The 25,031-nt window shown below is 28.6% G+C and carries 21 protein-coding genes; 3 read left to right on the top strand and 18 right to left on the bottom strand.

The window, feature by feature from the left end; all coding sequences use genetic code 11:
- Positions 1–272: 272 nt before the first annotated feature.
- Complete coding sequence (locus tag H3T96_RS04100; protein ID WP_186279229.1) at positions 273–1,247, bottom strand: glycosyltransferase family 8 protein; 975 nt, start codon at positions 1,245–1,247, stop codon at positions 273–275.
- A 47-nt stretch (positions 1,248–1,294) separates the two neighbouring features.
- Entirely contained in the window at positions 1,295–2,272 is a 978-nt protein-coding gene (locus H3T96_RS04105) for a glycosyltransferase family 8 protein (protein WP_144091672.1), read from the bottom strand.
- A gap of 153 nt (positions 2,273–2,425) precedes the next feature.
- Here H3T96_RS04105 and H3T96_RS04110 point away from each other — a divergent pair, with 153 nt between their 5' ends.
- Positions 2,426–3,382 carry a glycosyltransferase family 8 protein gene (locus tag H3T96_RS04110; RefSeq protein WP_144091671.1) on the top strand — a complete coding sequence of 319 codons (957 nt, stop codon included), beginning with the start codon at positions 2,426–2,428 and terminating at the stop codon, positions 3,380–3,382.
- Positions 3,383–3,722: 340 nt separating this feature from the next.
- Entirely contained in the window at positions 3,723–5,003 is a 1,281-nt protein-coding gene (locus H3T96_RS04115) for a phosphoethanolamine transferase (protein WP_186279228.1), read from the top strand.
- Between the two features lie 106 nt (positions 5,004–5,109).
- On the opposite strand, the gene msbA (H3T96_RS04120) is transcribed toward H3T96_RS04115, so the two are convergent.
- Both msbA (H3T96_RS04120) and msbA (H3T96_RS04125) read right to left on the bottom strand, forming a co-directional pair.
- Positions 5,110–6,876 (bottom strand): lipid A ABC transporter ATP-binding protein/permease MsbA, encoded by a 1,767-nt coding sequence (gene msbA / locus H3T96_RS04120; RefSeq protein WP_222102791.1) that lies wholly within the window; start codon positions 6,874–6,876, stop codon positions 5,110–5,112.
- 13 nt (positions 6,877–6,889) lie between these two features.
- Positions 6,890–8,626: a lipid A export permease/ATP-binding protein MsbA gene (gene msbA, locus H3T96_RS04125; protein ID WP_144091669.1), complete on the bottom strand. Its 1,737-nt coding sequence runs from the start codon at positions 8,624–8,626 to the stop codon at positions 6,890–6,892.
- 629 nt (positions 8,627–9,255) lie between these two features.
- On the opposite strand from msbA (H3T96_RS04125), the gene H3T96_RS04130 reads away from it, so the two are divergent.
- Positions 9,256–10,278, top strand: a complete 1,023-nt coding sequence (locus tag H3T96_RS04130; protein WP_144091668.1) for a glycosyltransferase — start codon at positions 9,256–9,258, stop codon at positions 10,276–10,278.
- A gap of 5 nt (positions 10,279–10,283) precedes the next feature.
- On the opposite strand, the gene H3T96_RS04135 is transcribed toward H3T96_RS04130, so the two are convergent.
- The 14 genes from H3T96_RS04135 to H3T96_RS04200 all read right to left on the bottom strand — a co-directional run bounded on the left by H3T96_RS04135 (position 10,284) and on the right by H3T96_RS04200 (position 25,031).
- Complete coding sequence (locus H3T96_RS04135) at positions 10,284–11,294, bottom strand: hypothetical protein (RefSeq protein ID WP_144091667.1); 1,011 nt, start codon at positions 11,292–11,294, stop codon at positions 10,284–10,286.
- Positions 11,295–11,314: 20 nt separating this feature from the next.
- The gene (gene rfbD, locus H3T96_RS04140) at positions 11,315–12,181 is read right to left on the bottom strand and encodes a dTDP-4-dehydrorhamnose reductase (protein ID WP_144091666.1); all 867 of its coding nucleotides are present in this window, start codon (positions 12,179–12,181) and stop codon (positions 11,315–11,317) included.
- Between the two features lie 8 nt (positions 12,182–12,189).
- Positions 12,190–12,720 carry a dTDP-4-dehydrorhamnose 3,5-epimerase gene (gene rfbC, locus H3T96_RS04145; RefSeq protein WP_039129858.1) on the bottom strand — a complete coding sequence of 177 codons (531 nt, stop codon included), beginning with the start codon at positions 12,718–12,720 and terminating at the stop codon, positions 12,190–12,192.
- Between the two features lie 8 nt (positions 12,721–12,728).
- On the bottom strand, positions 12,729–13,595 hold the full coding sequence (rfbA, locus tag H3T96_RS04150; protein WP_144091665.1) for a glucose-1-phosphate thymidylyltransferase RfbA: 867 nt from the start codon (positions 13,593–13,595) through the stop codon (positions 12,729–12,731).
- 9 nt (positions 13,596–13,604) lie between these two features.
- A complete protein-coding gene (rfbB, locus tag H3T96_RS04155) occupies positions 13,605–14,669 on the bottom strand; it encodes a dTDP-glucose 4,6-dehydratase (protein WP_144091664.1) in 1,065 nt (354 codons plus the stop codon).
- A 64-nt stretch (positions 14,670–14,733) separates the two neighbouring features.
- Positions 14,734–16,866 (bottom strand): rhamnan synthesis F family protein, encoded by a 2,133-nt coding sequence (locus H3T96_RS04160; RefSeq protein WP_186279227.1) that lies wholly within the window; start codon positions 16,864–16,866, stop codon positions 14,734–14,736.
- 11 nt (positions 16,867–16,877) lie between these two features.
- Positions 16,878–18,008 carry a polysaccharide pyruvyl transferase family protein gene (locus tag H3T96_RS04165; RefSeq protein WP_144091662.1) on the bottom strand — a complete coding sequence of 377 codons (1,131 nt, stop codon included), beginning with the start codon at positions 18,006–18,008 and terminating at the stop codon, positions 16,878–16,880.
- Positions 18,009–18,012: 4 nt separating this feature from the next.
- Entirely contained in the window at positions 18,013–19,284 is a 1,272-nt protein-coding gene (locus H3T96_RS04170) for an ATP-grasp domain-containing protein (protein ID WP_144091661.1), read from the bottom strand.
- Complete coding sequence (locus tag H3T96_RS04175) at positions 19,277–20,230, bottom strand: hypothetical protein (protein ID WP_144091660.1); 954 nt, start codon at positions 20,228–20,230, stop codon at positions 19,277–19,279. Before H3T96_RS04175 ends, H3T96_RS04170 begins: the two co-directional genes overlap by 8 nt.
- Positions 20,211–20,909 carry a WbqC family protein gene (locus H3T96_RS04180; protein WP_144091659.1) on the bottom strand — a complete coding sequence of 233 codons (699 nt, stop codon included), beginning with the start codon at positions 20,907–20,909 and terminating at the stop codon, positions 20,211–20,213. The genes H3T96_RS04175 and H3T96_RS04180 overlap by 20 nt, the downstream gene beginning before the upstream one ends.
- Before the next feature lie 35 nt (positions 20,910–20,944).
- Positions 20,945–22,021, bottom strand: coding sequence for a DegT/DnrJ/EryC1/StrS aminotransferase family protein (locus tag H3T96_RS04185; RefSeq protein WP_198248592.1), 1,077 nt, complete (start codon positions 22,019–22,021; stop codon positions 20,945–20,947).
- Positions 22,022–22,136: 115 nt separating this feature from the next.
- Entirely contained in the window at positions 22,137–23,384 is a 1,248-nt protein-coding gene (locus H3T96_RS04190; RefSeq protein ID WP_198248593.1) for a sigma 54-interacting transcriptional regulator, read from the bottom strand.
- Complete coding sequence (gene nagZ, locus H3T96_RS04195) at positions 23,365–24,408, bottom strand: beta-N-acetylhexosaminidase (protein ID WP_144091657.1); 1,044 nt, start codon at positions 24,406–24,408, stop codon at positions 23,365–23,367. Before nagZ ends, H3T96_RS04190 begins: the two co-directional genes overlap by 20 nt.
- Complete coding sequence (locus H3T96_RS04200) at positions 24,408–25,031, bottom strand: penicillin-binding protein activator LpoB (protein WP_144091656.1); 624 nt, start codon at positions 25,029–25,031, stop codon at positions 24,408–24,410. Before H3T96_RS04200 ends, nagZ begins: the two co-directional genes overlap by 1 nt.

Below are 25,031 nucleotides of genomic sequence, written 5' to 3' on the forward strand. Positions count from 1 at the left end.
ATAGATAAGCCCAATATGTATTTAACACTGGAAAATTTATTTAAGAAATAAGTTAATGTTTGAAAAAATAAAATAATTATATATTTGAGATGAAATTATTGTCATGTGATTGAACAATTAACTATCATAATAATTATCTATACTATAACAATAACGAAAGCAAAAATATATACAAGAATATTCATGGTAAAGAAAAAGCTTAGTTAGAAATAGATTAATTTTTCAAATCAATAAACAAAATAAGCTCAAAAATTAGGATTATTCAACTACTATCACTTTTTCAATTTAGTTTTTAAATAAAAAATATAGTGCTTTATTCCTGATAGATATTTTTTTTGCTTAAACATTAGCTTTGAATAAGCTCGAATTGAAGAGGTTTTGTTATCATTATACAAAGGTAATAACATACCTTTCCAAGGTGAATTAACAAAATAATGATCAAAAAAATCAGTTCTATAAGGTTGATGCCAAGGTTTATTTTTAGTTATATAGTGTATTATTTTAGTCGTTTTATCAACTTTAGCGTCCTCATTTCCATTTACAGTCAAAGCCGTTAGATTATTAAAATCAGAAGGCAGTAGTAATGTATTTTCTTTCATAACAATATTTAAAACATCTTGATCAGCAAATGTATATACGTTTCCATCATTAATAAGTTCAAAAGTTTTTTCTGTTAATTTATTTTCATTCCACAATAATGTATTAAAATAAATTACGCCAGCATTAAAATATTCACCATTAGGAATACCATACTTTTTACCTTGGCCATTTTGCATATACTCCGCATCTGGTACTACCGCTGCTATTTTATTATTTAAATCAATATTGAAAAGGAAATCTAAACTACCAACACATAAGGTATCACAATCTAAATATAAAACTCTGCTTGTTATTTTTTGTAAAACTTCAGGAACAATAAATCTCAAACATGTTGCAATTGATATTCCTAAAACTAATGTGTCAGAATTTACTGAAAAATTACTATCTATTTCATAACAAGTTATGGAGCAATCAAGTTGTTTGGCTATTGTTTCAAAATTAGATAAATTTTGTTTCGAAAGATTATTAGTAAATAAATGAAAATTAATCTCAATATTTGGGTTATTTTCAATAACAGACGTTAAAGATAAACCAGCTGGCATTGCATAATTATCATCGAAACAATAAGCAATATGATAACCTTCGTTTATCTGTGCTTTTTTATTCAAAGCTAATGTATTTTTTATAAATTTATCACTATAGTTCATATCATTTTCCATACAACTAAAACCATTTTTCTATTTATTAGAATAAATTATTTTTTAAATGCTTTATGTTTTAAATATAAAATGTAATATTTAAAAGCTTTAAAATATTGATGTTTACTCGCTAACAATTTTGCATAACGTCTTGTGGTTGAAGGTGCATTTTCATTAGCCAATGATAATTTTTGATTAGCCCATGGCGAAGTAGCTATATAATGTTGATAAAGTGGTGTAATATAGAGCTGATACCAAGGTTTATTACCTGTTACATAATGGATGATAGCTGTATTGGCTTCAATGAGATTATCTTCATTACCACCAACGGTAAGCGCAGTAATGGTATTAAAATGTCTAGGTAAAAATACCGTTTGACCTTGCATTAAAATATTCAATACATCTTGATCAGCAAATTTATAGACTTTACCGCTGTTGATCATGTTAAATGCTTTTTCAGTTAGGTTGTGTTCAACCCACATATCCGTATTGATATAAATCATACCTGCATTAAAATATTCCCCATAAGGAATATCGCAAGCCGCACATTGCTTTTCTTGTGTTTTACCAATATCAGTGACAACGGCTGAAAACTTATTTGTTAAATCAGTGGAAACAAGTTCATCAAGATTATTGGTACATAGTACATCACAATCAAGATATAAAACACGAGAAGTCACTTTATTCAAGATTTGCGGAACAACGAATCGTAGACACGTTGAAGCAGAAACATGTAAAACTAAGGTATCAGGATTGATCGAAAATTCATTACTAATTTCATAACAAATTATCGAAGTATTTTCTTTATTTAACTGATTGAATCGCTCGATTTTTTCATTTGATACATTATTGGCAAACAAATGAAAAACCAGATTCTTATTAGGATTATTTACTATCACTGATGACATTGCAATACCTGCAGGCATTGCATAATTATCATCAAAACAAAATGCAATGTGTAAGGTTTCTAAAGCTGTCAGAGCGTTATTAAATAATGTTATAGTCTTACTGATAAAAAGATTTTCTGCTAACATGTTCTAGTAATACCGAGAATTTAAAGTTTGATTTATTGTAGCATAACCAATTATGATAAAAAAATTAACTATCAATTTCATATTTATATAACTATTTTGTAATAGATAAATAGCTATGATATATTAAAAAAATTGTATTGGTGAGTATTTGAAATGAATAATAGTATTATTAATATTGTATATTGTACAGATTCAAATTATTTTGAACATGTAGGTGTATCTATAACTTCAATTATACTTAATAATAAACACCATAATATTCATTTTCATGTTTTTCTATATGATGTATCAGAAGAAGAGAAAAACAAATTACAGGAAATCAGCAGTTCAATTACTCTTTATTCAATTCCTATTGATGAGTTGAATAAATACCCTGATATTCAAAACGACAAAATAACACATATCAATCGCTCAATGTATATTCGCTTATCTGTACCTCGATTATTGCCTGATTATGTTGATAAATTCATTTATTTAGATGGGGATATTTTATGCTTTGGCGATATTTCTTCAATTTTGAATGTTAATATTGACTCCGTAGTGTGTGCTGTTACAACCGATTCTTTAGATGCAGATAATATGTTACAAAATAAAAAACGTTTAAATTTAGCATCTGAAAAATATTTTAATTCTGGTTTTTTATACATAAATACCGAGAATTGGAAAAAGTTTGATACTGAAAATAAAGCTAATCAAATATTATTATCGCCCCAAAATTATAATTTATCATATCCTGATCAAGATGCTCTGAACATTGTTTTACAAAATCAAGTTACTTATATTGATGTAAAATGGAATTATTTATTTACTTGGATGAATGATCAAGAAAAAGAATCTTTTTTCCATAATAAACAAACATTACCTTATTTTGTGCATTTTACGGGTGCAAGAAAAATTTGGTACAAAGAGCATACCGGTATTGCCCAAAATATTTATTGTTTCTACAAACATTTTACTCCTTGGTGCAATCAATCATTAAAATCCTATAAAAATAAAATGCGCTCTGTAGATTATAGGATATATGCAAAGCAATTCTTAAAAAAAGGAAAAATAATTCAAGCAATTAAACATTACATAACTTATCTAATCAAATTGTTTGGAATAAAATAGCTTTTTAAAAATGTATAAGGGAATTATGTTCAATCAATTGAAAAAGATAGATTTTTACCATCAAAACAAACAAAAATTTCTTGTCGTTTTTTATTTTTTAATTATTTTGATAAGTTTTTACATCATAAACATTCAAAATTTGAAAAATTTTAGTTATACATTTCTTATATACTTGCTTTTTCTACTCATTAAAAACAAATGTGGCAGGATAAGAAACTCTGTATTCCTTGTATTCAACTTTATTTTAGGTATTGAATTATTTTTCAGTATTAAATATGGATACATTTCAGAATCACTTCTAAAATCGGCCTTGGAAAATGACTCCGAGCAAAGTGTTACAATGATTCTACAAGAACTCTTTCCTATCATAATTCCGGCAGTTCTATTTTCAATAATATTTACTTTTACCATCTATAATAAAATTCAACTCAATCTAAATAATAAATTTTTATATTGGGGTACAATTTTTATTTGTTGTTTTTTCTTTTTTAAAAATACGTTCTATTATTATTTATCAGATAAACGTCATGTTAGAGACTTTCAAATAGATCCTTTCTTTTCGCTGAATAAATCAATTCGAATGAAATATCCAATGGTAATTGGAAACACTTCTATATTATTAACTTCCTATTTTGGGTTTAAAGAAAAATATACTAATGTAATTGAACATGAAAGGTATAATCAATCAATAATAAATAATAAATCAATGCTTTATGGGAAATATAAAAATATTATCCTCATTTTAGGTGAATCCGCATATAGAGGTCGACATAGCATTTATGGATACGAAAAGAATACAACACCCAATATGAGTAAAATTTTCTCACAAAAAAATAGTTGTGTAATAGAGCAAGCGCATTCACCGGCTTCAATAACAAGAGATTCAATTCCAATGTTATTGTCATTTGCTAAACCGAATAATGAATTACCTTTATTAGAAGAAAAAAATATTATTGAAATGGCAAATATACAGAAATACCATACATCTTGGATTTCAAAAACACGAGAATCGGGCGCTCATAGTAGTAAATATTCAATAATTGCTAAGCTTAGCAATACATTTATTGAAAATTTGGAAGATGATCTTCAACTCCCAGAAAAATTAATAGAAACTAATTTTCAAAAAAATGAGAATAACTTTATTGTTCTTCATTTAGCTGGGAGTCATAAACCTTATAACCTTGGTTATGATCAGTTAGATTCGCAAGATTTACCTAATGGAGATAAATACGATTTAACTATTCATCATACAGATAGAGTAATAGAAAAAATTTATAAAACTTTAAAAGTGAATCTGGATAATTTCATTTTGATTTATACTCCTGACCATGGTGAAATTGTTGATTTAGGACATGGTTTATTAAGAAAATCAAAAAACTTTAGTAATCAATTTGAAGTGCCACTAATGATATATTCAACATACGATGATTTTCCTTGTAAAGAGATAGAAAATTACAGAAATAATGACAAAATGATAAATACTTCAAATATTGTCTATTTATTTAGTAAATTACTAGGTTATTCAGTAGATATTGATCAATCATTAATAATAAATGATTTAATACTATCTGTAGATGGACAACCTTATGAATATCAGAGTTTTATTAAAAAGTATCAATAATTTTTAGACTAAATAGACTTTTAATGAAACTCGTCATAAAAAGTCTATTTAATTTTAATTGTTTTAATTCAAAATATATAAATAAAATTGAGCAAATTAATATCGGCTAACTTAAATTGCTTTCATACAGTTTTGAATATAAGCCATTTTGTGATAATAGTTCTTGATGATTTCCTTGTTCAATAATTTCGCCACCATCAATAACAAGAATTTTATCCGCTTTTTCAATCGTCGATAATCGATGTGCAATAACAATTGATGTTCGCCCTTTTTGTAATTCTTCCAAAGCTTGTTGTATTGCTTTTTCCGATTCTGAATCAAGTGCGGATGTTGCTTCATCTAAAATTAATATTGGGTTATCACGCAATAAAGCTCTAGCGATAGCTATACGTTGACGTTGCCCTCCAGATAATAATATTCCATTTTCTCCAACTATAGTTTCGAATCCATTCTCAAGTTCTTTTATAAAATCATACGCATAAGCTTTTTTAGCTGCTTCTTCAATCTGACTTTGTGAATATTCACCTATTCGTCCATAAGCAATATTATTAGCTATGGTATCATTGAATAAATGAACATTTTGAGAAACTAAGCCAATTTGGTCTCGTAAACTATATAGAGTTAAATCCTGAATATTATGATTATCAATTAAAATTTCGCCTTCACTTATATCATAGAAACGAGTAATTAAACTTGCTATAGTCGTTTTGCCAGAACCTGAACGACCAACAAAGGCAATGGTTTTACCATGCTCCACTGTAAAATTAATATCCCTTAAAGCAGGTTCTTGTCTAGTTTCATATGTAAAAGAAACATGTTTAAATTCAATATTACCTTTTACTCGTTCAATAGTTAAATTACCATTGTCTTTCTCAATAGGTTGATCAAATATCGAAAATAAAGTTTGACATGCAGCCATTCCTTTTTGAAATTCAGCATTGACACTTGTTAAACTTTTGATTGGTTGCATTAAAGCAACTAGTGAAGAAAATACAACGGTAAACTGACCAGGAGTAATATTTAAGTCAGGATTACTCGCCATTAATAAAACGAAAGCAATGGCAAACGATATAATTAATTGAACAATTGGGGTTGATAAAGCAGATATAGACACTAAACGCATCGTATCTCTTCGAAATTTATTGCTTACTTTTGCAAAGTGATTCGATTCCTCGTCTTGAGCACCAAAAAGAATGATTTCTCTATGACCTTTTAACATTTGCTCAACAGACATAGTGACATTACCCATTGAGTTCTGCATGTTTTTGGCCATTTTTCGGAACTTTATTGACACAAATGAGATTAGACCAATAACAATAGGTGTAATAAAAATCAAAGATAAAGATAATTGCCAACTATTTATAAACATTGTATAAAATAAGCCACAAATAAATGCAGATTCACGTACAATAGTAATTAAAGCATCTGAGGAAGATGAGGCCACTTGATCAGTATCATACGTTATACGCGATAATAATCGTCCAGTAGAGTTCTTATCATAAAAACTCACTGGAGCATCAACAAAATGATTAAAAAGTCGTTGACGAATTTTAAGGACTATTTTAGTTGAAATTAAAGATAAAAAATAAGAGTATCCATAATTTGCAGCACCGCGAAGAAAAACTAAAGCAAAAATATAAATTGGTGCCATAAATAAAAAGTTCTGATCATTTTCAACAAACCCTTTATCTAGCAGAGGTTGCAGTAATCCAATAAGTGATGTATCAGCAAATGCACTTATAATTAATAATATTATTGCAAAAAAGAGTAGAAATTTATGTTTAGTTATATATGGCCATAACTTAGAGAACGTATGTAACGTTGAAAAGTCTCGATCAATATCATTATTTATCGTTTTATTATTTTTTTTCATAATATAATTTTAATTAAGAGTTAAATTGTAGTTGATACATTGAGGCATAAATACCTTTTTGGGATAACAAAGTTTGGTGAGTCCCATCCTCTACTAGCTGTCCTCCATCAATAACTAAAATACGATCTGCCTTTTCAATTGTTGATAATCTATGCGCAATGACGATTGAAGTTCTGTTTTTTTGCAAATGTTCAATTGCTTGTTGTACTAATCTTTCCGACTCATTATCTAACGCAGAAGTCGCTTCATCAAAAATAAGGATTGGGTTATTTCGTAATAAAACTCTTGCAATAGCAATTCGTTGACGTTGTCCTCCAGACAACAAAATTCCATTATCGCCAATCTCAGTATCAATTCCATTTTCTAATTTTTCAATAAATTCCATTGCATTAGCTTGTTTAGCAGCCTCAATAATATCTTGCTTGGTATACCTATTTTTAGCACCATAAGCAATATTATCTGCAATAGTTCCATTAAATAAGTGAACTTGCTGAGAAACATATCCAATTTGGTCACGTAATGATTTTAGAGTATATTGTTTGATATTGATAGAATCAATTAATATCTCCCCCTCAACAATATCATAAAATCTTGGTAATAAACTGGCTATTGTTGATTTGCCTGCGCCAGAGCGACCAACTAAAGCGACTGTTTCACCTTTCTTAATTTTTAAACTTACATCTTTTAAAGATGGCACACTATTGTTTGGATAGGTATAAGTTACATGACGAAAAACAATATTATCTTTAACATCTTTTAATTCAATTTTTCCATTATCTTCTTCTAGAGGATTGTCTAAAAGAGCAAATAGTGATTCACAAGCAACAGAACCTTTTTGTAACTCAAGGTGAACACTAGTTAATTCTCTTAATGGTCTCATCATAGCAACCATTGCAGAAAAAACAACAGTAAATGAGCCGGGTGTAATATCTAAAGTTTGATTTGCGACAAGAAATAATATTAAGCCTAAAGCAGCTGTAGCGACTAATTGGATAATCGGTGAGGATAATCCAGAAACTAAAACAATCTTCAATAAACCTCGCCTAAAAATTTCGTTTATAGTATAAAAGTTTTCTTTTTCATATTTTTGAGCATTATATACAAGGATTTCTTTATGCCCTTTAATCATTTCATCGGCTGTGGTTGTTATGGTACCAATACTTTTTTGCATAGAAATTAAAGCATGACGAAATTTTTTTGCAATAAATTGAGCAATAAAAATAACTATAGGCACAACAACAATTAATACAGAAGCTAACTTCCAATTGCCATAAAACATTACTATACCTAAACCAATAGCATATGCAATTTCTCTAACAAGTATAATCAAGGCATCCGATGATGCTTTCGATAATAATTGAGTATTATAAGTTATTACTGTTACCAGCTCTCCAATTGCGTTATTATTAAGAAAGCTAGTTGGGCTTTTAACTAAATGATCAAAAATTAATTGACGAAATTTAGTTACTACTTTACCAGATAGCCACGAAAGGCAATAAGTGGAGCAATAATTAGACAATCCACGTAATGTAATTAAACCAATAATACCAATTGAAAAAAGGACTAAAAGTCCATAATTTTTATCCATTAATCCATTATCTAATAGCGGTTTTGTTAGTGAAATTAATGTTGCATCAGTTGCGGCATTTAATAAAAGTGCAATAATAGCAGCTATTAAAGCTTTTTTATATGGAGAAATAAATGGCCACAATTGTTTAATTGTGTTTAACGAACTATGTTTATTTTTCATAAAAGGGAATTTTTTATCAAAGCACAAATTATACTATATAAACTATATTGTTTATCATTTTATTTCAATTCTTTTTCAACTAGATCTAATTTGTATTATCTATATTTTATATATAATAACTAATAAATGAGGCCTTATGCGTAATTCAACTAAATTCATTTTATATTTAATCATCAGGTTATTTTTACACAATAATCGTATGCTTACTTTTATTGAATACGTTTATTGATGGATTATTCCAAATAGGAAATTAACAATGTGTCTCAATAGTAATCATTCTACTAAAAATAAAACTTTTTATAACTATAATAGTAGCAATGCTAATCAACTGAATATAGCCTACGTAATTGTTAAAAATTTTTTCTTAATTTGTGCCGTTTCAATCTTTTATATTTTAATATCTAGCACTAATCTGGAATTTTCTTTTCACATCTTTACTAACCATTTATTGTACCCACTAGATATTATTTGTATTATTTATATAATACGTATAATATCTAATGAGTTAGACTTTATATGTAATTCAATTCATTTTATATTTAATTGGCTAGTTAATTTTTTACAACAACAGTATTCTTATTTTTATTAAATGCGTTTATTTGTGGATTATTCCAAATAGGAAGTCACCAATGTATCTCGATGCTAATCATATTATTAAAAAAAAAATAACTTTTTATAGCAATAATAGTAGCAATGCTAATCAGCTGGATATAGCCTACGGAATTGATGAAAAATTTTTCTTAGGTTGTGCTGTTTCAATCTCTTCTATTTTAATGTCTAATACTAATCTCGAATTTTCTTTTCACATCTTTACTAATCATTTATCATGCGATTTTGAAAAAAATCTAAAGTTATTATCTGAAAAATATAAAACGAATATAACACTGTATTTAGTTGATGACATAGGTTTGTCAAAACTTCCAACCACAAAAAACTGGACTATAGCAACTTATTTTAGATTTATAATAGCTGATTATTTTTATCAAAAAATAGATAAAATTCTTTATATTGACGCAGATATAATATGCACTGGATCATTAGAAGAATTATTTACATTATCATTCGAAGAAAATATCGCTTATGTGGTTTCGGATAAAGATGCTATCTGGTGGGATAAATGTGCGACTCGTCTTGATGAAATTAAATTATCTAAAAGTTATTTTAATGCTGGTTTTTTACTAATAAATTTAAATAAATGGCAGGAATTCAATATAAATGATAAAGCATTAGAATTACTTTCTGATACCAATAAATCAAAAAAATTTACACATCTCGATCAAGATGTTTTGAATTTACTACTACTTGATAAAGTTAAATATCTTAATAGAAAGTATAATCAACAAGTAAGCATTAATTATGAATTGAAATATAAAAATAAGAATAACACCTATTTACCTAATTTAGATCAAGCAATATTAATACATTATATTGGACCAACCAAACCTTGGCATACATGGGCTAACCGTTATAAATGCTCACAATACTTTATAAATGCAAAACTACAATCACCATTAAAATCTACGCCACTACTTCCTGCTACGACAGCTACTCAAATGAGATATTGTTCAAAACACAAAATGCATCAGAAAAAGTATTTTTCTGGAATAATTTGTAATATCATGTATTGCCTTAAAAAATTAACTAAAAATTAATAAAATCAATAATATTTTATTGACTCATTTTTTATGGTCGTTAGCATTGCATCAGAGCTATATTTATACAAAATTTCTAAAGGGACAGGTGTAAATTTTTTGTGTAAAAAGTTTATGATCTCTTTATAATTCTGATCTTCTAGAATAAAAGTCTGGTCAGGATTATAAAAATCATATTCTTTTATCGATTTATTTGTAGTAATTAATTTTTTATTAAATAAAATTGCTTCGATAGCCCTTAAAGTTACCCCTGTTTGCCCTATTTGTACAATTTCTAAAATAATATTACTTTGTTTTACCTTTTCTATATTATCAAAATAGCTAATTTTTTGTCCTAAACTGTAATATTCTGATTGTTTGAAAGTTATACTAGCTTTTTTAAGCACCTCATAATTTATCAAATTAAAATCAGTTATAACATTATTAAGTTGCAATATAGGCGCGAGTTTATTAATCACTTCAACTCGATTATCCCAATATTCACCAATAAAAAAACATTTTTTTTCAGTGTTATTATCAAATAATTTTTCTCGAATCTTTTTCATTTCAGAAAAACTAAAAGGTAGAAATTGATTTAAATAGGTAAAGTGATATTTTTTACAATCTTCAAAGTCAAAACTGTATATTTTATTAAAATGAGGCGTAATTTTGGTGATAAAATCTTCATCCTGACGTAGCCATTTTTTTTTGTTTTTCATACTATTGTTTAATACATCAATAGTATCTCTTAAAACTAACACTCGATTGCAATTTACGTCTTTAACTAAATCTATAAATCCAGATATAGCAAAACCACTGCATAATAAAATATCATCAGGCTTTAATTTTCTTAACTTTATTAATTGATTTAATTTGATAAACCATTGTCGGGGAAAATTTTTTCTTTCTAAGGAAAAATTGATATCTCTAAAATGCTTCATTAATTTATTAAAAAGTATAACATCATACTCATGTTTTAGGGCGTTGATCATGAACTTTTCATAATCAGCATTCCATTCTGCAAAATAAATAGTCATAATATGTTGGATTATTTAGATTACTTATCAGATTTAATTTTAGAAATACTGTGAATCAAACCATTATTCCAATCTGAAGCTAATAAACCATACTTTCTTAATTTATCAACACTCATTACTGAATATTTTGGTCTTTTAGCTTTTGTAGGAAATGCTTGTGTTTTGACTGGAATAATCTCAGGAGATTGGGTTATCACTTTTAGGGTTAAGGCAATTTCAAAAATTCTTTTGGCAAACAAATACCAAGAGGTTGAACTATCGCCACAAAAATGATAAATACCTCCATCTATTTTTTTATCAAGCAAATAAAGAATAACTTGAGCCAGATCGCCTGCATAAGTTGGATTACCAAGTTGATCATCAACTATAGATAATTGTTGTTTTTCAGTAGCTAATCTCAACATTGTTTTAACAAAATTATTACCATATGAGCTAAATACCCAAGAAGTTCTAATGACAATAGAAGATGGAGCATTATCTAAAACCGCTAATTCACCATCACGTTTTGTTTTGCCGTAGATATTAATCGGGTTAGTAATATCTTCTTCCGTATAAGGAATATTATTAGTTCCATCAAAGACATAATCAGTAGAAACATGAAAAAATTTCGCATGATATTTTTTTGATGAAATAGCTAAATTTTTAGGTCCTATAACATTGACGTTATAAGCCAGTTGAGGCTCGTCCTCCGCTTTATCAACCGCAGTATATGCAGCGGCATTAATAACGGCATCAGGTTTATATTTAGCAATGAAACTATCTACAGCATCCTCATCAGTAATATCAAGTTGTTCAGTGTCGGTCTTAATCAGCTCCCATTTTGATGGAAAAATATCCACAAAACAATTACCTAGTTGGCCATTAGCTCCAGTTAATAAAACTTTCATATGATTTATTAAAGCTCCTGTAATGTTTTACCTAATTTGTCTTTTTCAGATAAGATTGGTGTTGATATAGGCCAATTGATATTTACTGTTGGGTCATTCCAAAGTAAACATCTTTCAGAATTAGGATCATAATAATTAGTGCATTTATATTCAAAATCAGCTATATCAGACATAACTAAGAATCCATGAGCAAGACCTGGAGGGATCCACAGTTGACTTTTATTGTCTTCAGAAAGAATAACACCGACCCATTTACCATAAGTAGATGAATCTTTTCTAATATCTACAGCCACATCAAATACTTCTCCCCTGACAACTCTAACGAGTTTCCCTTGTGGATTTTCTTTTTGAAAATGTAAACCTCTTAAAACATTTTTTTGTGATTGAGAGTGATTATCCTGAACAAAATTGAGGCTGATACCTAACATTTCTTGATAACGTTTTTGTTCAAATGTTTCCAGAAAAAAACCCCTTTCATCTCCATATACTTTAGGTTTGACAATTTTTACATCTGGAATTTCAGTTTGTATTACTTCCATTTGTACCTCTAATCATTTATCAGTTTTGCTAAGTACTGTCCATATGAAGTTTTGCTTAAACAAACAGCTTCTTCTTTTACTTGCTCGGCACTTATCCAACCATTACGATAGGCGATTTCCTCAAGACAGGCAATTTTTAAACCTTGCCTCTTTTCTATAACTTGAACAAATGACGAAGCCTCAATTAAGCTATCATGAGTTCCTGTATCAAGCCATGCAAATCCTCGCCCTAATATTTCTACATTCAAACGCCCTAAATCTAAATACATTTGATTAAGCGTTGTTATTTCCAATTCCCCTCTATGCGAAGGTTTAATTTGTTTCGCCATTTCAACAACATTTTCGTCATAGAAATAAAGTCCTGTGACTGCCCAATTAGATTTTGGTTTAATTGGTTTTTCTTCGATAGATAATGCTTTAAATTCTTCATCAAAATCTACGACACCAAAACGTTCAGGATCAACTACCTGGTAACCAAAAATAGTAGCACCTTCTTTATGAGATACAACTTTTTCTAACTTTCGGCCAAAGCTTTCACCAAAAAAAAGATTATCACCTAAAATCAGAGCACATCGCTGATTTTGGATAAATTCCTCACCTATTATAAAAGCTTGTGCCAAACCTTCAGGTTTGGGTTGCTGAGCATAACTAAGTTTAACACCAAATCTGGAACCATCACCTAATAACCGTTTGAACATAGGTAAATCTTCTGGTGTAGTAATGACCAAAATATCACGAATTCCGGCCAACATAAGAACAGATAATGAATAATAAATCATAGGTTTATCGTATATTGGAAGTAACTGTTTTGATATCCCCCTAGTTATAGGATATAGTCGAGTTCCCGATCCACCTGCAAGTACAATTCCTTTCATATATTTACCTTAGTTTATAATACCTTGTCTTGAACGCGCATACGAACCATCTTTAATACGCTCACACCATTGTTTGTTTTGTATATACCACATTACTGTTTTACGCATTCCTGTTTCAAATGTCTCCTGAGGTTTCCATCCTAAATCTTGATAAATCTTTGATGCATCTATAGCATAACGTTGATCATGCCCCGGTCGATCGGTAACATAAGTAATAAGATCTTTATAATACTTAACTCCATCTGGTTTATTTGGAACAAACTCTTCAAGTAATTTACAAATAATATTTACAACATCAATGTTTTTTTGTTCATTATGACCACCAATATTATAAGTCTCACCTACTTTTGCCTTAGTAGCAACTAGATAAAGCGCTTTAGCATGATCTTCCACATATAACCAATCTCTTATTTGCTGACCATTACCATATACAGGCAATGGTTTACCTTCAAGTGCATTGAGTATCATCAATGGTATTAGTTTTTCTGGGAAGTGATAAGGTCCATAATTATTTGAACAATTGGTTATAACTGTAGGCAAATTAAATGTTCTATGCCAAGCACGAACCAAATGATCACTTGATGCTTTAGAGGCTGAATATGGACTACTTGGTGAATAAGGCGTCTTTTCAGTAAAAAGATCGTCTGTACCATGTAAATCACCATATACTTCATCGGTAGAAATATGATGAAAACGAAAGTATTTTTGTTTATCTAAATCTAATTTTTTCCAATATACTAATGATTCTTCTAAAAGCGCAAAAGTACCGATTACATTAGTTTCTATAAATGTTGATGGATTATCAATTGATCGGTCAACGTGACTTTCAGCAGCTAAATGCATAATAATATTTGGTTGAAATTCATTAATTGCTTTAGCTAAAGATTTTCTATCACAAATATCAATTTGTTTAAAATGAAATCGATTACTTTTAGATACTTGAGCTAAAGACTCCAAATTCCCAGCATAGGTTAATTTATCTATGACTAATACTTCATCATCGGTTTGCTCAATAATATAGCGAACAACAGCAGAACCAATGAATCCTGCACCTCCAGTAATAATTAATCTCATTTTTTTTCCTACTATAATTAACTTCATCAAAAAAATAATATAATGCTAAATAAAAACTATTTTTTTAATTCTTAGATTTAAGAAATCTAGCATATAATTCGTTTAGATTTTTATAAGAAAGATCATTATTAGTAAATCTTTTAACTTCATTTCTAAGTAATGTTGACATTAAATTAAATTCGTCAGCATTAGTTGAATATCTTTTAATATCTTCAACTATTTTTTCCTTCAAATCTTGCCAAGATGAATAAAGTGTGTCCAGTTTGTTCATATTTTTAGGAAAATATAAATCATTATATACTGCAAAAGATATTGAGCCACTTAATGCAGGCTCAATAAAATAGCCATCATATCCTTCGCCAAATGTAATTGTGAACATTGCTTTAGATATTAATTTTTTATAATCTTCTAATTTCATTTTTGAGATAGTGACAAACTTGAAATCAGGAAGTTCTTTTTCAAGCAAATTAACAATTAACTCTTTATGTTCATTAATATCTGGTGAGAAAATAATGATTTTTTGTTTTTGTTCAAAAGTAGTTAAATAAAAATTTGGTAAAAAGGGAGTTAATAAATAAACTGGGCATTGATATTGTATTTCTTTTTCTTTCGTACAATAACGTTGATGTGCTGCAGTAATTGCTAAATTGTCAGCACATAGTAATCTTGCTTCTTCAATATAATGTGTTGAAGGCATAAACTCATCAGCTTGATTTAAAATATTTATATGTAAATCAGGAATTGACCATAACCATGAAATTTCTTCATCACTTAAATTATCAATAAACTCTGGAAGAAACGCTTCAGGAATATTTAGTAATAACTTTTTAGGGCAAATTTCTTTAATTATATATTTAAAAGAAATTGGAAGAACAGAATATTCAAAAAAAGGATTATCAATAATTGCATTATTAAGAGGTAACCCTGATTGAAGAATCGTGACATCTTTCGTTACTGCTGCCGAATGTTGTGCCAAGCGATCTATTGACAACATACCACCAGATATGACTTCGCGCATAATATTAAAAAAAATCACAACATTATCATTACAATTTTCCAACTGCATTCTTATTCTATTTCTTTGTATTTTATCATATTTTTTAATATGACAAGGATAATAGCCATAATAAGGTGGGCGTTTTTTTAATGAAAACCGCAACTGTTTATTTTTAAATGTTTTTACTAAAACTTTGGGAAGTTTCACTGCATCATGTAAAATTTCAGGAGTCAAATATTTAAATAATTTTTTTAAAAATTGTTTTAAATTCTGATGTTTCTTTCGTTTTATAAAAGAAAAGAAATCAATAACAAAAACTGGTGTAAAATATTTTATAATATTTTTTATTTTCTTTGAATTTTTCTTTTTCGATACTTTTACAATAATATTCCTTTCTAATCTTATATTTTTAACATAATTTAAATAAGGGAAATCACAAAATTTTTCACAAGTAGCTGCTATTCCGTCTACATTTTTAATACAGCCAATATTATCAACAAAAATCCTAACTTTTAATAAAGGAAAACCATTCTTTAATAACATAAAAGCTTCTGTCATATATGTTGTAGAATATCTATAAACTCTCTCAAAATAACAAGACATCTTTGCGTTATTTTGCAACAATAACAAGTAAAGACCTATTTCATAACGTTCACAAACTTCCGCTCTATTATTTAATCGTTTTACTGAATTCAGAAAATTTTGGAATACAGGTTTTTTAAAAAAAGAAGAACGTACACTAATAAAATAGGTGCCAATACATAAATTTGGAGTCGAAGTTTTATCTTTTAAAAGATAATCTTTTGCGTCATACGTTTTAAATATATTAGCTTCATCAGTGAACAATAATCCCCATGCATCTAAATCTTTGGCATCCATTTTATCAAAAATAGGTTTAAAAGAATTTACACATATACAACTATCATTAACCAATAATAATTCGTCATAATTTTTAATTATATCCCAACCGACAAAATTCTTAGCCAACTCAGAATAAGAACCAAAGTCATATTTTTTATGGTTCAAAACCCAACCGTTTTTAATATAAGGTCTTATCTTTAGTAATTCGCTTTCGGGTATAACTCCATCAGCTAAATAATATATATCAGAATATTTCGATAACTCTATAATATAATCAATAACATATTCTGATATTTTATTGTTATAGTTATAGCCAGCAAATAGACATATTCTTTTCACTGTTTTTCCTCTTATGATGACAAAATGTTACATAATTCATCTAATTTCTCATCAATAGTAATAGACATATACTCAGCATATTTTTTTAAGGACAATAAGGGGGTTTCTTTTAACTTTTCCAATATAGTTCCAATATTTAACCAATTATTATCCCAGAAATCTATTCTCATTGAATGAGCAAAGTGGTCTTGGAATTTTGTTAATTGAACATCATGAATAATTGCTGCATTCTTGAAATTAGACATAGTTGTAATAGCTGCATGAAGAGATGAACCTATATAAAACCATGCTCCCATTAACAATGCACCAGTTTCTTTTAATGATAAATTATCAGGCAATAAAAAAATATGACTTGCTTTGAATCCTATTAAATCTTCAGTGTCTTTATATGATTTTATAATTGGTAATAAAAAAATATAACAATCATGATCAATAGCAAAATTGTTTAAAATATTTTTTACTTTTTCAATTTCATGTTTTTGAATTGAAGTATGATTAATATTAAATACTACGTACTTTTTATCTAATATAGATAACCCTAAATTTTTTTCTAAAGTATCAAGCTGCATTTTATAGTCAGAAAAATATCGATTAAATAACCAACCTATATCTGGTACCATTTTTATTTTAGAATTGCTTGTTAGTAAATTTAACTCAAGGTTTTTCTTACTTAAAATGCCTCTAACACCAATATAATTTAATTTATTAAGATTTGTCAAATCTATCTTATTTCCATCATTAAAATAGAGTACACCGACTGAAAACCATGCCTTGAAACACGGATAATCGAGCCAATCAAAAAAAGTGTCAGATACATTATCAGAAAGTATAGGCTTATTGATATTTTTATACATTTCGTGCCATACTACTTTATCATATTTATGGATAACTTCACCGCCTATGACTAAAATTGCAGTTGGCTTGAATATTTCTAGATTCTCTCGGGTATATCCATAAAATGTCTCTCCTTCAATAACAGAACTAGTCGGTGTAAAAAAACGAAATTCAGCATTCGGTAGTCGTTTTAGAATTTCTTGTCTTGCAACAAAAGAAAAAAGGGTATCTCCATAATTCAAAATATCAGCGACAGACATAATTGCAATTTTTGTTTTTTTATAATTATTGTCGAGATTCATTATCATTTAATTAAACTCTCCAATTCATTAAAACATCAATATTATCTACATCAAAAACTGGAATACCTAATTTTAACGAAACATCAATTCTTTCATTATAAGAATTATCAATAAAAATAGCCTGTTCAGGATTGATATAATCAGCTTTGTGTTCATCTTCGCTAATTTTTATAATTTCATTAAATAAATTAACCGAAATGGATAATTTATTTAATGTAATATAAATGTCATGTGAATGTTTAGTTATAAGATTAACTTTAATACCTAAATTTTGACACTGATACAAAAACCACATAACTTTCAAATTAACACCATCATTTAAAGTTACTGTATCATCAAAATCAACATAAGCAATTTTATATGTATAATCAATTTCATATCTTGATATTAGTGTTCTATCCATTTTTATATTATATGGATTGTTTATTATGGTAATATTTTGATAACCCATTAAAATATATACGCTAAGTAAAGGAAGATTGATACCTTTCGCTCTTGTTAAGCACATTGTTCCTGCACAACGAGTTGAAATTTCGAGTAACTTCCAATTATCGTTGGAATCTTTTTTAATTTGAAACCACCAGAGTCCTTTGAAAGTAAGTTTATCATTAATGATATTAGCGATATATTCAATATTTTTTGTTAATTTTTCATTTTGCCCAGCAACTGTTACACCTGCCATCATGCGTTGGCGTGATCGAGGAGAAATAAATAATAATTTACCATCTAAATCAGTTAAACAATCAACCGTATATTCAATGCCAGGTAAATATTCACATATTACATAATCATTTAAATCTGCAGGTAGCTCATCTGGTTTATTGATTAATCTTGCACCAACAGAACCTTGACCTTGTTTTGGTTTAATAAAAACAGGATAATCAATTAGTTCTGAATGAATTTTAGGGCAAAAATTATAATTTTTAAATAATTGATACGTTTTTTCTTTATCGCGACATATTGCTGCAGTTTTTTGATCTGCAACAACTATTTTGGCATAAATTTTATCTTGGTTTGTTGAAAAAAAATCTGCTACAGTATCATGAGTAGGAAAAATTATATCAATTTCATTCTGAGTTAAAATTTCATTAAATTTATCAAAAAAAACAGGTGAATTTATCATTGGCACATTTGATATATAATTTTGAAAAATATATTTACCATGTCGTTCAACTGACGAAGCACCAAAAACTTTAACATTAACACATGAAGATAACGCATCATGTAATTCCACAGAATTAATTTCGCCAGCAGGAAAAATTAGTACATTAATTTTAGCCAAAAATAACCTCCAAAATTTTATTCATATCTTGCATGTTATAACGTTGATCGATTGGTAATGGTAATAAAAATTCTTGTAAATATTTTTCATAATTATTTATAGGATGAATTAAATCAATTTCTGGCCAATATTTAGCAATATAAATTCTATTCTTAAGTAAGTTATTTCTTGTTTTTTTACTATTTATTAAATATGGATAAACCATTGGAACTTGATTTTCTGAAAATTGAAAAACTATTTCATTTGAAGTACTAAGTGATTCATTCAAAATTTCAAAATTGTTAATTCGTTGTTGTTTAACTTTTTCATAATCAATATTCCCCATTAATGCTTGAGTCAATTTAGACATTTTTTTTATTGGTTGATAATTTAAACTTTCATCATTCAATTTAAATTTAGAATAAGCATACTCTGGTCCCTTATCCCAACGCATTAATAGATGAGCACAACGTTCAAAAGAGTGATCTTCATCCAATATCAGATTAGCCTTTTTATTGCCCAATATAAATCCTCCATCAGGCAAACCAAAAAATTTTCTTGGACTATAAAAAGAAACTAATCCATTACATGGTGAATAAAAAGACTGAGAATTATCAATTATTAAATTTGAATATTTTTGTTCAAGAATTTTAATATTATTGTTGTTAACTCCAAAATAATTAGTATATAAAACAAACTCATTTGTTCGAAAAGATTCTATTGGTAAGAAACTTTCATTCAAATTATAAAATTGGATTACACAATCTTCAGATTTGATTGATTCAATTACCTCTTTACAAGTATAAGCGGGTACATTTAATTTTTTTATTTTATTAACTTTTATGATATATCTTAACGCATTCCTACCTGAGTTTAATAAAATTGCATTAGAATGATAAAATTGATTATCCATACATTCTAATTCAAAATAACCACCTATCGAATAGTCAGATAATTCTGAACTCATTAAGCATTTCCTTAATAGAAGCGGGAGAATTAAACATTAATACATCAATAATTGATAGATTAGGTACAAATTCATGATTAAACTGTGAATAGCACAACTCATTCATTTGTAAAAAATTTAATTTTATTCTATTTTTTTCAAAATTTTCTTTATTGTATAATTCTTTTCCACCTATAGCATTATAATATGTGTCTGCATTTAATACATTACAAATATGTATAACTTTTTTTTCTGCAGATAACGAATTATCTTTATTTAATTTAGAAGATAAAATTATTTCTGTATTCAAATTAAGATAGTCAACTATTTTTTGGATAGAAAATATCAAGGCATCAGAGATATATTCACTTTTATAAAAAAGTGTATCTTTAAAGATTGAAAATATTATTTCAAAGTAAGGGGCTTTTTTGTAGGCTTGCTCCAAAGTTTTTAATAATTTTTCTCTATCTTTTAATTTAGATGAAGTTTTAATCTGATTTATTAATAAAAATGACGAAGCACCTTCTAATGGCAAAGTAATTAAATGTTTTTTTCCATTTAATAAAATATTATTTCTATTAATCCACCCATTTTTTATAAAATTAACATCATCATAAATTACATATTTATCAACAGCATTTATCAACTGCCAATATCCCAAATACGGAAAAAAATAGGGTTGCATTATACCAACTTTCATTATTATCCTTTTATATTAAATTTACTAAACTTAAATTAATCAATTATTTTTTTAATAGTATCAACAATGATATTTTGTTCTTCCTCTTTCAATCCAACATAAAGAGGTAAACATGCAATTCGTTTCGAAATATCTTCTGAAATTTCACAATGTTTATAATTTAAATAAGGTAATTGGTTTAAGCTAGGATAAAAATAACGTCTAGGATAAACGTCCATCTTATTCAGTTCAGAAAAAACATCTAAAAGCTGTTTTTCTGACTTAAAAACAATCGGATAGTAAGCATAATTATAATCTAAATCATTTTGATTTTTGGGTCGTCCCAATGAATTATTTAAAAGTTTGTCATATAGCTCAGAACAAGTTTTGCGAGCAGAAATAATCTTATCGATATATGGAAAATTAGCTAATCCCATTGCTGCATGAAACTCTGACGTTTTACCATTTATACCTAATTGATAATGAGTATCACCATTATGACCAAAACGTTTAGTTAAATCTAATCGATTACTTACTTCATTATCTTTAATAATACAAGCACCGCCTTCTATTGTATGAAACAACTTAGTCGCATGAAATGAAACAGTTGATATATCTCCATATGAAAGTAAAGAGTTACCTTTATATTTTGCTCCAAAAGCATGTGCCCCATCATAGATGACTTTCAAATTATATTCTTTAGCAATTAATTCAATTTCATCAACATTACAGGCGTATCCAAATACATGAACTCCCATTATTGCTCTGGTTTTACTAGTTATAGCAGCTCTTATTTTTTGACTATCGATCGTAAAATTATCAGGCTCAATATCAATAAAGACTGGTGTACAACGTTCCCATAGGATACTTGATACAGTAGCAACATACGAAAAAGGTGTTGTTATAACTTCTCCATCAGTTATGTTTAAAGCATTTAAAGCAAATTGAAGTGCAATTGTGCCATTACTTAAGTATTGAAAGTTTGGTACTGATAAATACTCCTTCATTTTTCTTTCAAGCTCTTGAACACAAGGACCTTGATTTGTTAATATTCCCCTTTCCCAAATTTCTTTTAAAATCTCAGAATATTCAGATAAAGTTGGCATAAAAGACTTTGTTACATAAATGCTCACTCATCACCTCATACCGAAAAAATGTTTGTAAAAAATTATAATTCAATCGATATTTCTTTGAAATATAATCATAAATAATTAAAATTTAGTAAATTTAATCTAGTGAATAGCAAAATCAAATATTTTTTCCTACCCCATAATCCCTAAGCTTATTAGCAATTGAGGTATGTGATACGCCTAATCTTTTTGCAAGTTTTCTCGAGCTTGGATATTCGTTATACAAGCTTTTTAAGACTTCTTTTTCGAATTGTTTGGTCATTTCATCAAGTGTTTTGTTTTCAATATTGTTGATCCAAGAAACTTGAGTCGAAGTTATCGCAGGAAGAACAATATCTTTTACAGTCAATTGTGATGACGTTAACTGAGCTAATGCGGAATAAAGTACATTTTTAAGCTGTCTTACATTACCCGGCCAAGTGTACTGAATTAAATAAGGAATAACATCCTGATTTACTGTTGGCGGATTAATACCTTGCTTATGAGCAAATTCATCAATAAAAATATGTGTAAGTGGTGCAATATCATCCTGACGTTCTTGAAGTGAAGGTAAATTTAAAGATAACACATTCAAGCGATAATAAAGATCTTTCCTAAACTTTCCTTGTTCCACCAATTCAGCTAAATCGACTTTAGTCGCACAGATGATTCTAACGTCAACGTAAACTTCGTTATCATCACCTACTCTTCGAAAATATCCGTCATTGATAAAACGTAATAATTTGGTTTGCATTTGAAATGACATTTCATCAATGCCATCAAGTAATACAGAACCGCCGTTTGCTTGTTCAAAAAAACCTTTTTTACTTTCTAGTGCGCCAGGATAGGCGCCTACTGCATGACCATAAAGTTCACTTTCTACCACATCATCAGGCATAGCAGCGCAATTTAGACCTAAAAAAGTTTGATCGCCTCTAGGACTATATTGATGACATGCGCTAGCCAACAAATCTTTACCAGTACCTGTTTCACCTGTGATCAGTAATGGCTCTCGTTGCATTGAAAATGCTTTAGCTTGAGCGATCAATTTTTGCATTGGTTGACTTTGGTCAGCAAAAATATCAAAAGCATGATGACCAACGACATTAATTTTTGATAATCGTTTTTTTAGATATTCAACTGGTTGCAAAATAAATGTAATTTTGAATGATTCATTAATTTTTTGCAATAAAAAATACTGAGAATTTAAAACAATAATCGTATCATCTTGGACATCCAAATTAACGGAATTATCAAGCGAAAATACATTATGATAATTAAAAGGTTGATTCAAATTTAACAAATCAGACGAAATCAGTTCACCAGCTTGTTGATTATAGTTAATTAATTGTTGGTCATTATTGATTTCAATGATTGCTGCTTGCATAATCTGCCCATTTCTCATTTAGTTTGGTTAATTTATCACGACGATGCCGCCACTCAAGGCTTTTAGTTAATTCATCAAAGGTTATTTTAGTGTTGGATAATAGGTGTTTTGCTTTATTTGTTGCTAAAGGCTGAGTTTTATCCAAAATCATCAGCTGTTCTAAAATCGCTAATGAACCTTGTCGATTATTACAAGCTAAGAGTAGATCACAACCTGCAGCTAACGCAGCCTGTGCTCGCTCTGCATGATTTCCCATTACTGATGCACCCTCCATAGATAAATCATCAGAAAATATCACACCGTTAAAATGTAACTGTTCTCGAAGCACTGTTTTGAGCCAGTATGACGATCCACTAGCGGGTTTATCATCAAATACTGGATAAATCACATGTGCTGGCATAATTGCATCAAGTTTATTATCTGAGATAAGTTTCGAGAAAATTTGCATATCTTGTTCAATCACTGATTTTTCACGATCATCAATAGGCGTTTCTTTATGTGAATCTGCAATAACATGACCATGTCCCGGAAAATGTTTACCTGTAGTTTTCATTCCCGCCATATGCATACCATCAATCATAGATGAGGCAATTTGATAGGCAATATCAGCATCATGATGAAATGATCTTGTGCCAATAGCTAGACAGTCATGGCCTAAATCTAAAACGGGTGCGTAACTAAGATCGATATCAAAAGCAATCAGCTCCATAGCTAACATCCAACCCGCATCAAATGCTAATGATTTAGCATGTTCAAGATCGTTAAGTGCAGCAAAAGCTTGGGCTGGTGGAATAAGAGTAAACCCATGTTTAAAACGTTGAACTCGTCCACCTTCATGATCGACCGAAATTAATAATCGCTCATTCGATGCTGCACGGATCTGCTTTATCAATTCGTTCAATTGTTTTGGTTCTTGATAATTACGGCTAAATAGAATTACACCCGCAACCAATGGATTTTGCAGTAGTTTCTTATCATCATCAGTTAGAGTTATGCCATCAAAATCAATCAACAATGGACCCATTACTCACTAGCCTCACTTTGTTGATTATCATTGGTACTTTGCTTAGAAAAATCTTTAGATGTTACTCGATTTAATATTTCACCTGTTTGGGTTGAAATTAATTCCATAGAAAGATTAGCGTCATTATTTTCTGTTGGTATTTTGTAAATGGTGGTAAAAAGTACATAACCAGCATTCATTGATTTGGCTAACCCAATCATTTTACCTCTTGAAACCAATTTATCATCAGGTGAAATGCCTAATGTTTGTTTAGTTTGGTTGATAGATTGTCTACTAGCGATAGTGAATTTATTTTGTTTATTCATTAATTGATGTAACGCTTCATCAATTTGGTTATTTATTAAATAATCACCACTGCGATTTTGAATATCACTAATTAACAAAACTTTGTTTTCATCATTCAGAGAAGATGAATCATTTATCAGTTTATTTGTAAATGGTGACAAAATTGTATTCCAATCCGTTTTCTTAGTAATTAAAGGTGGGGTTTCAATTACATCTCCATCAGTTGGATTTATAATAACAGGAGGCGTCATGATGTCATCTTTATTATCTAAAAGATGACAACCCGTTAAAACAAAAGCTATTGCCGAAGTAACAACTATACGTTTTATCTGTTTCAT

This window comes from Gilliamella sp. W8136 (assembly GCF_016101285.1).
Classification (GTDB): Bacteria; Pseudomonadota; Gammaproteobacteria; order Enterobacterales; family Orbaceae; genus Gilliamella; species Gilliamella apicola_N.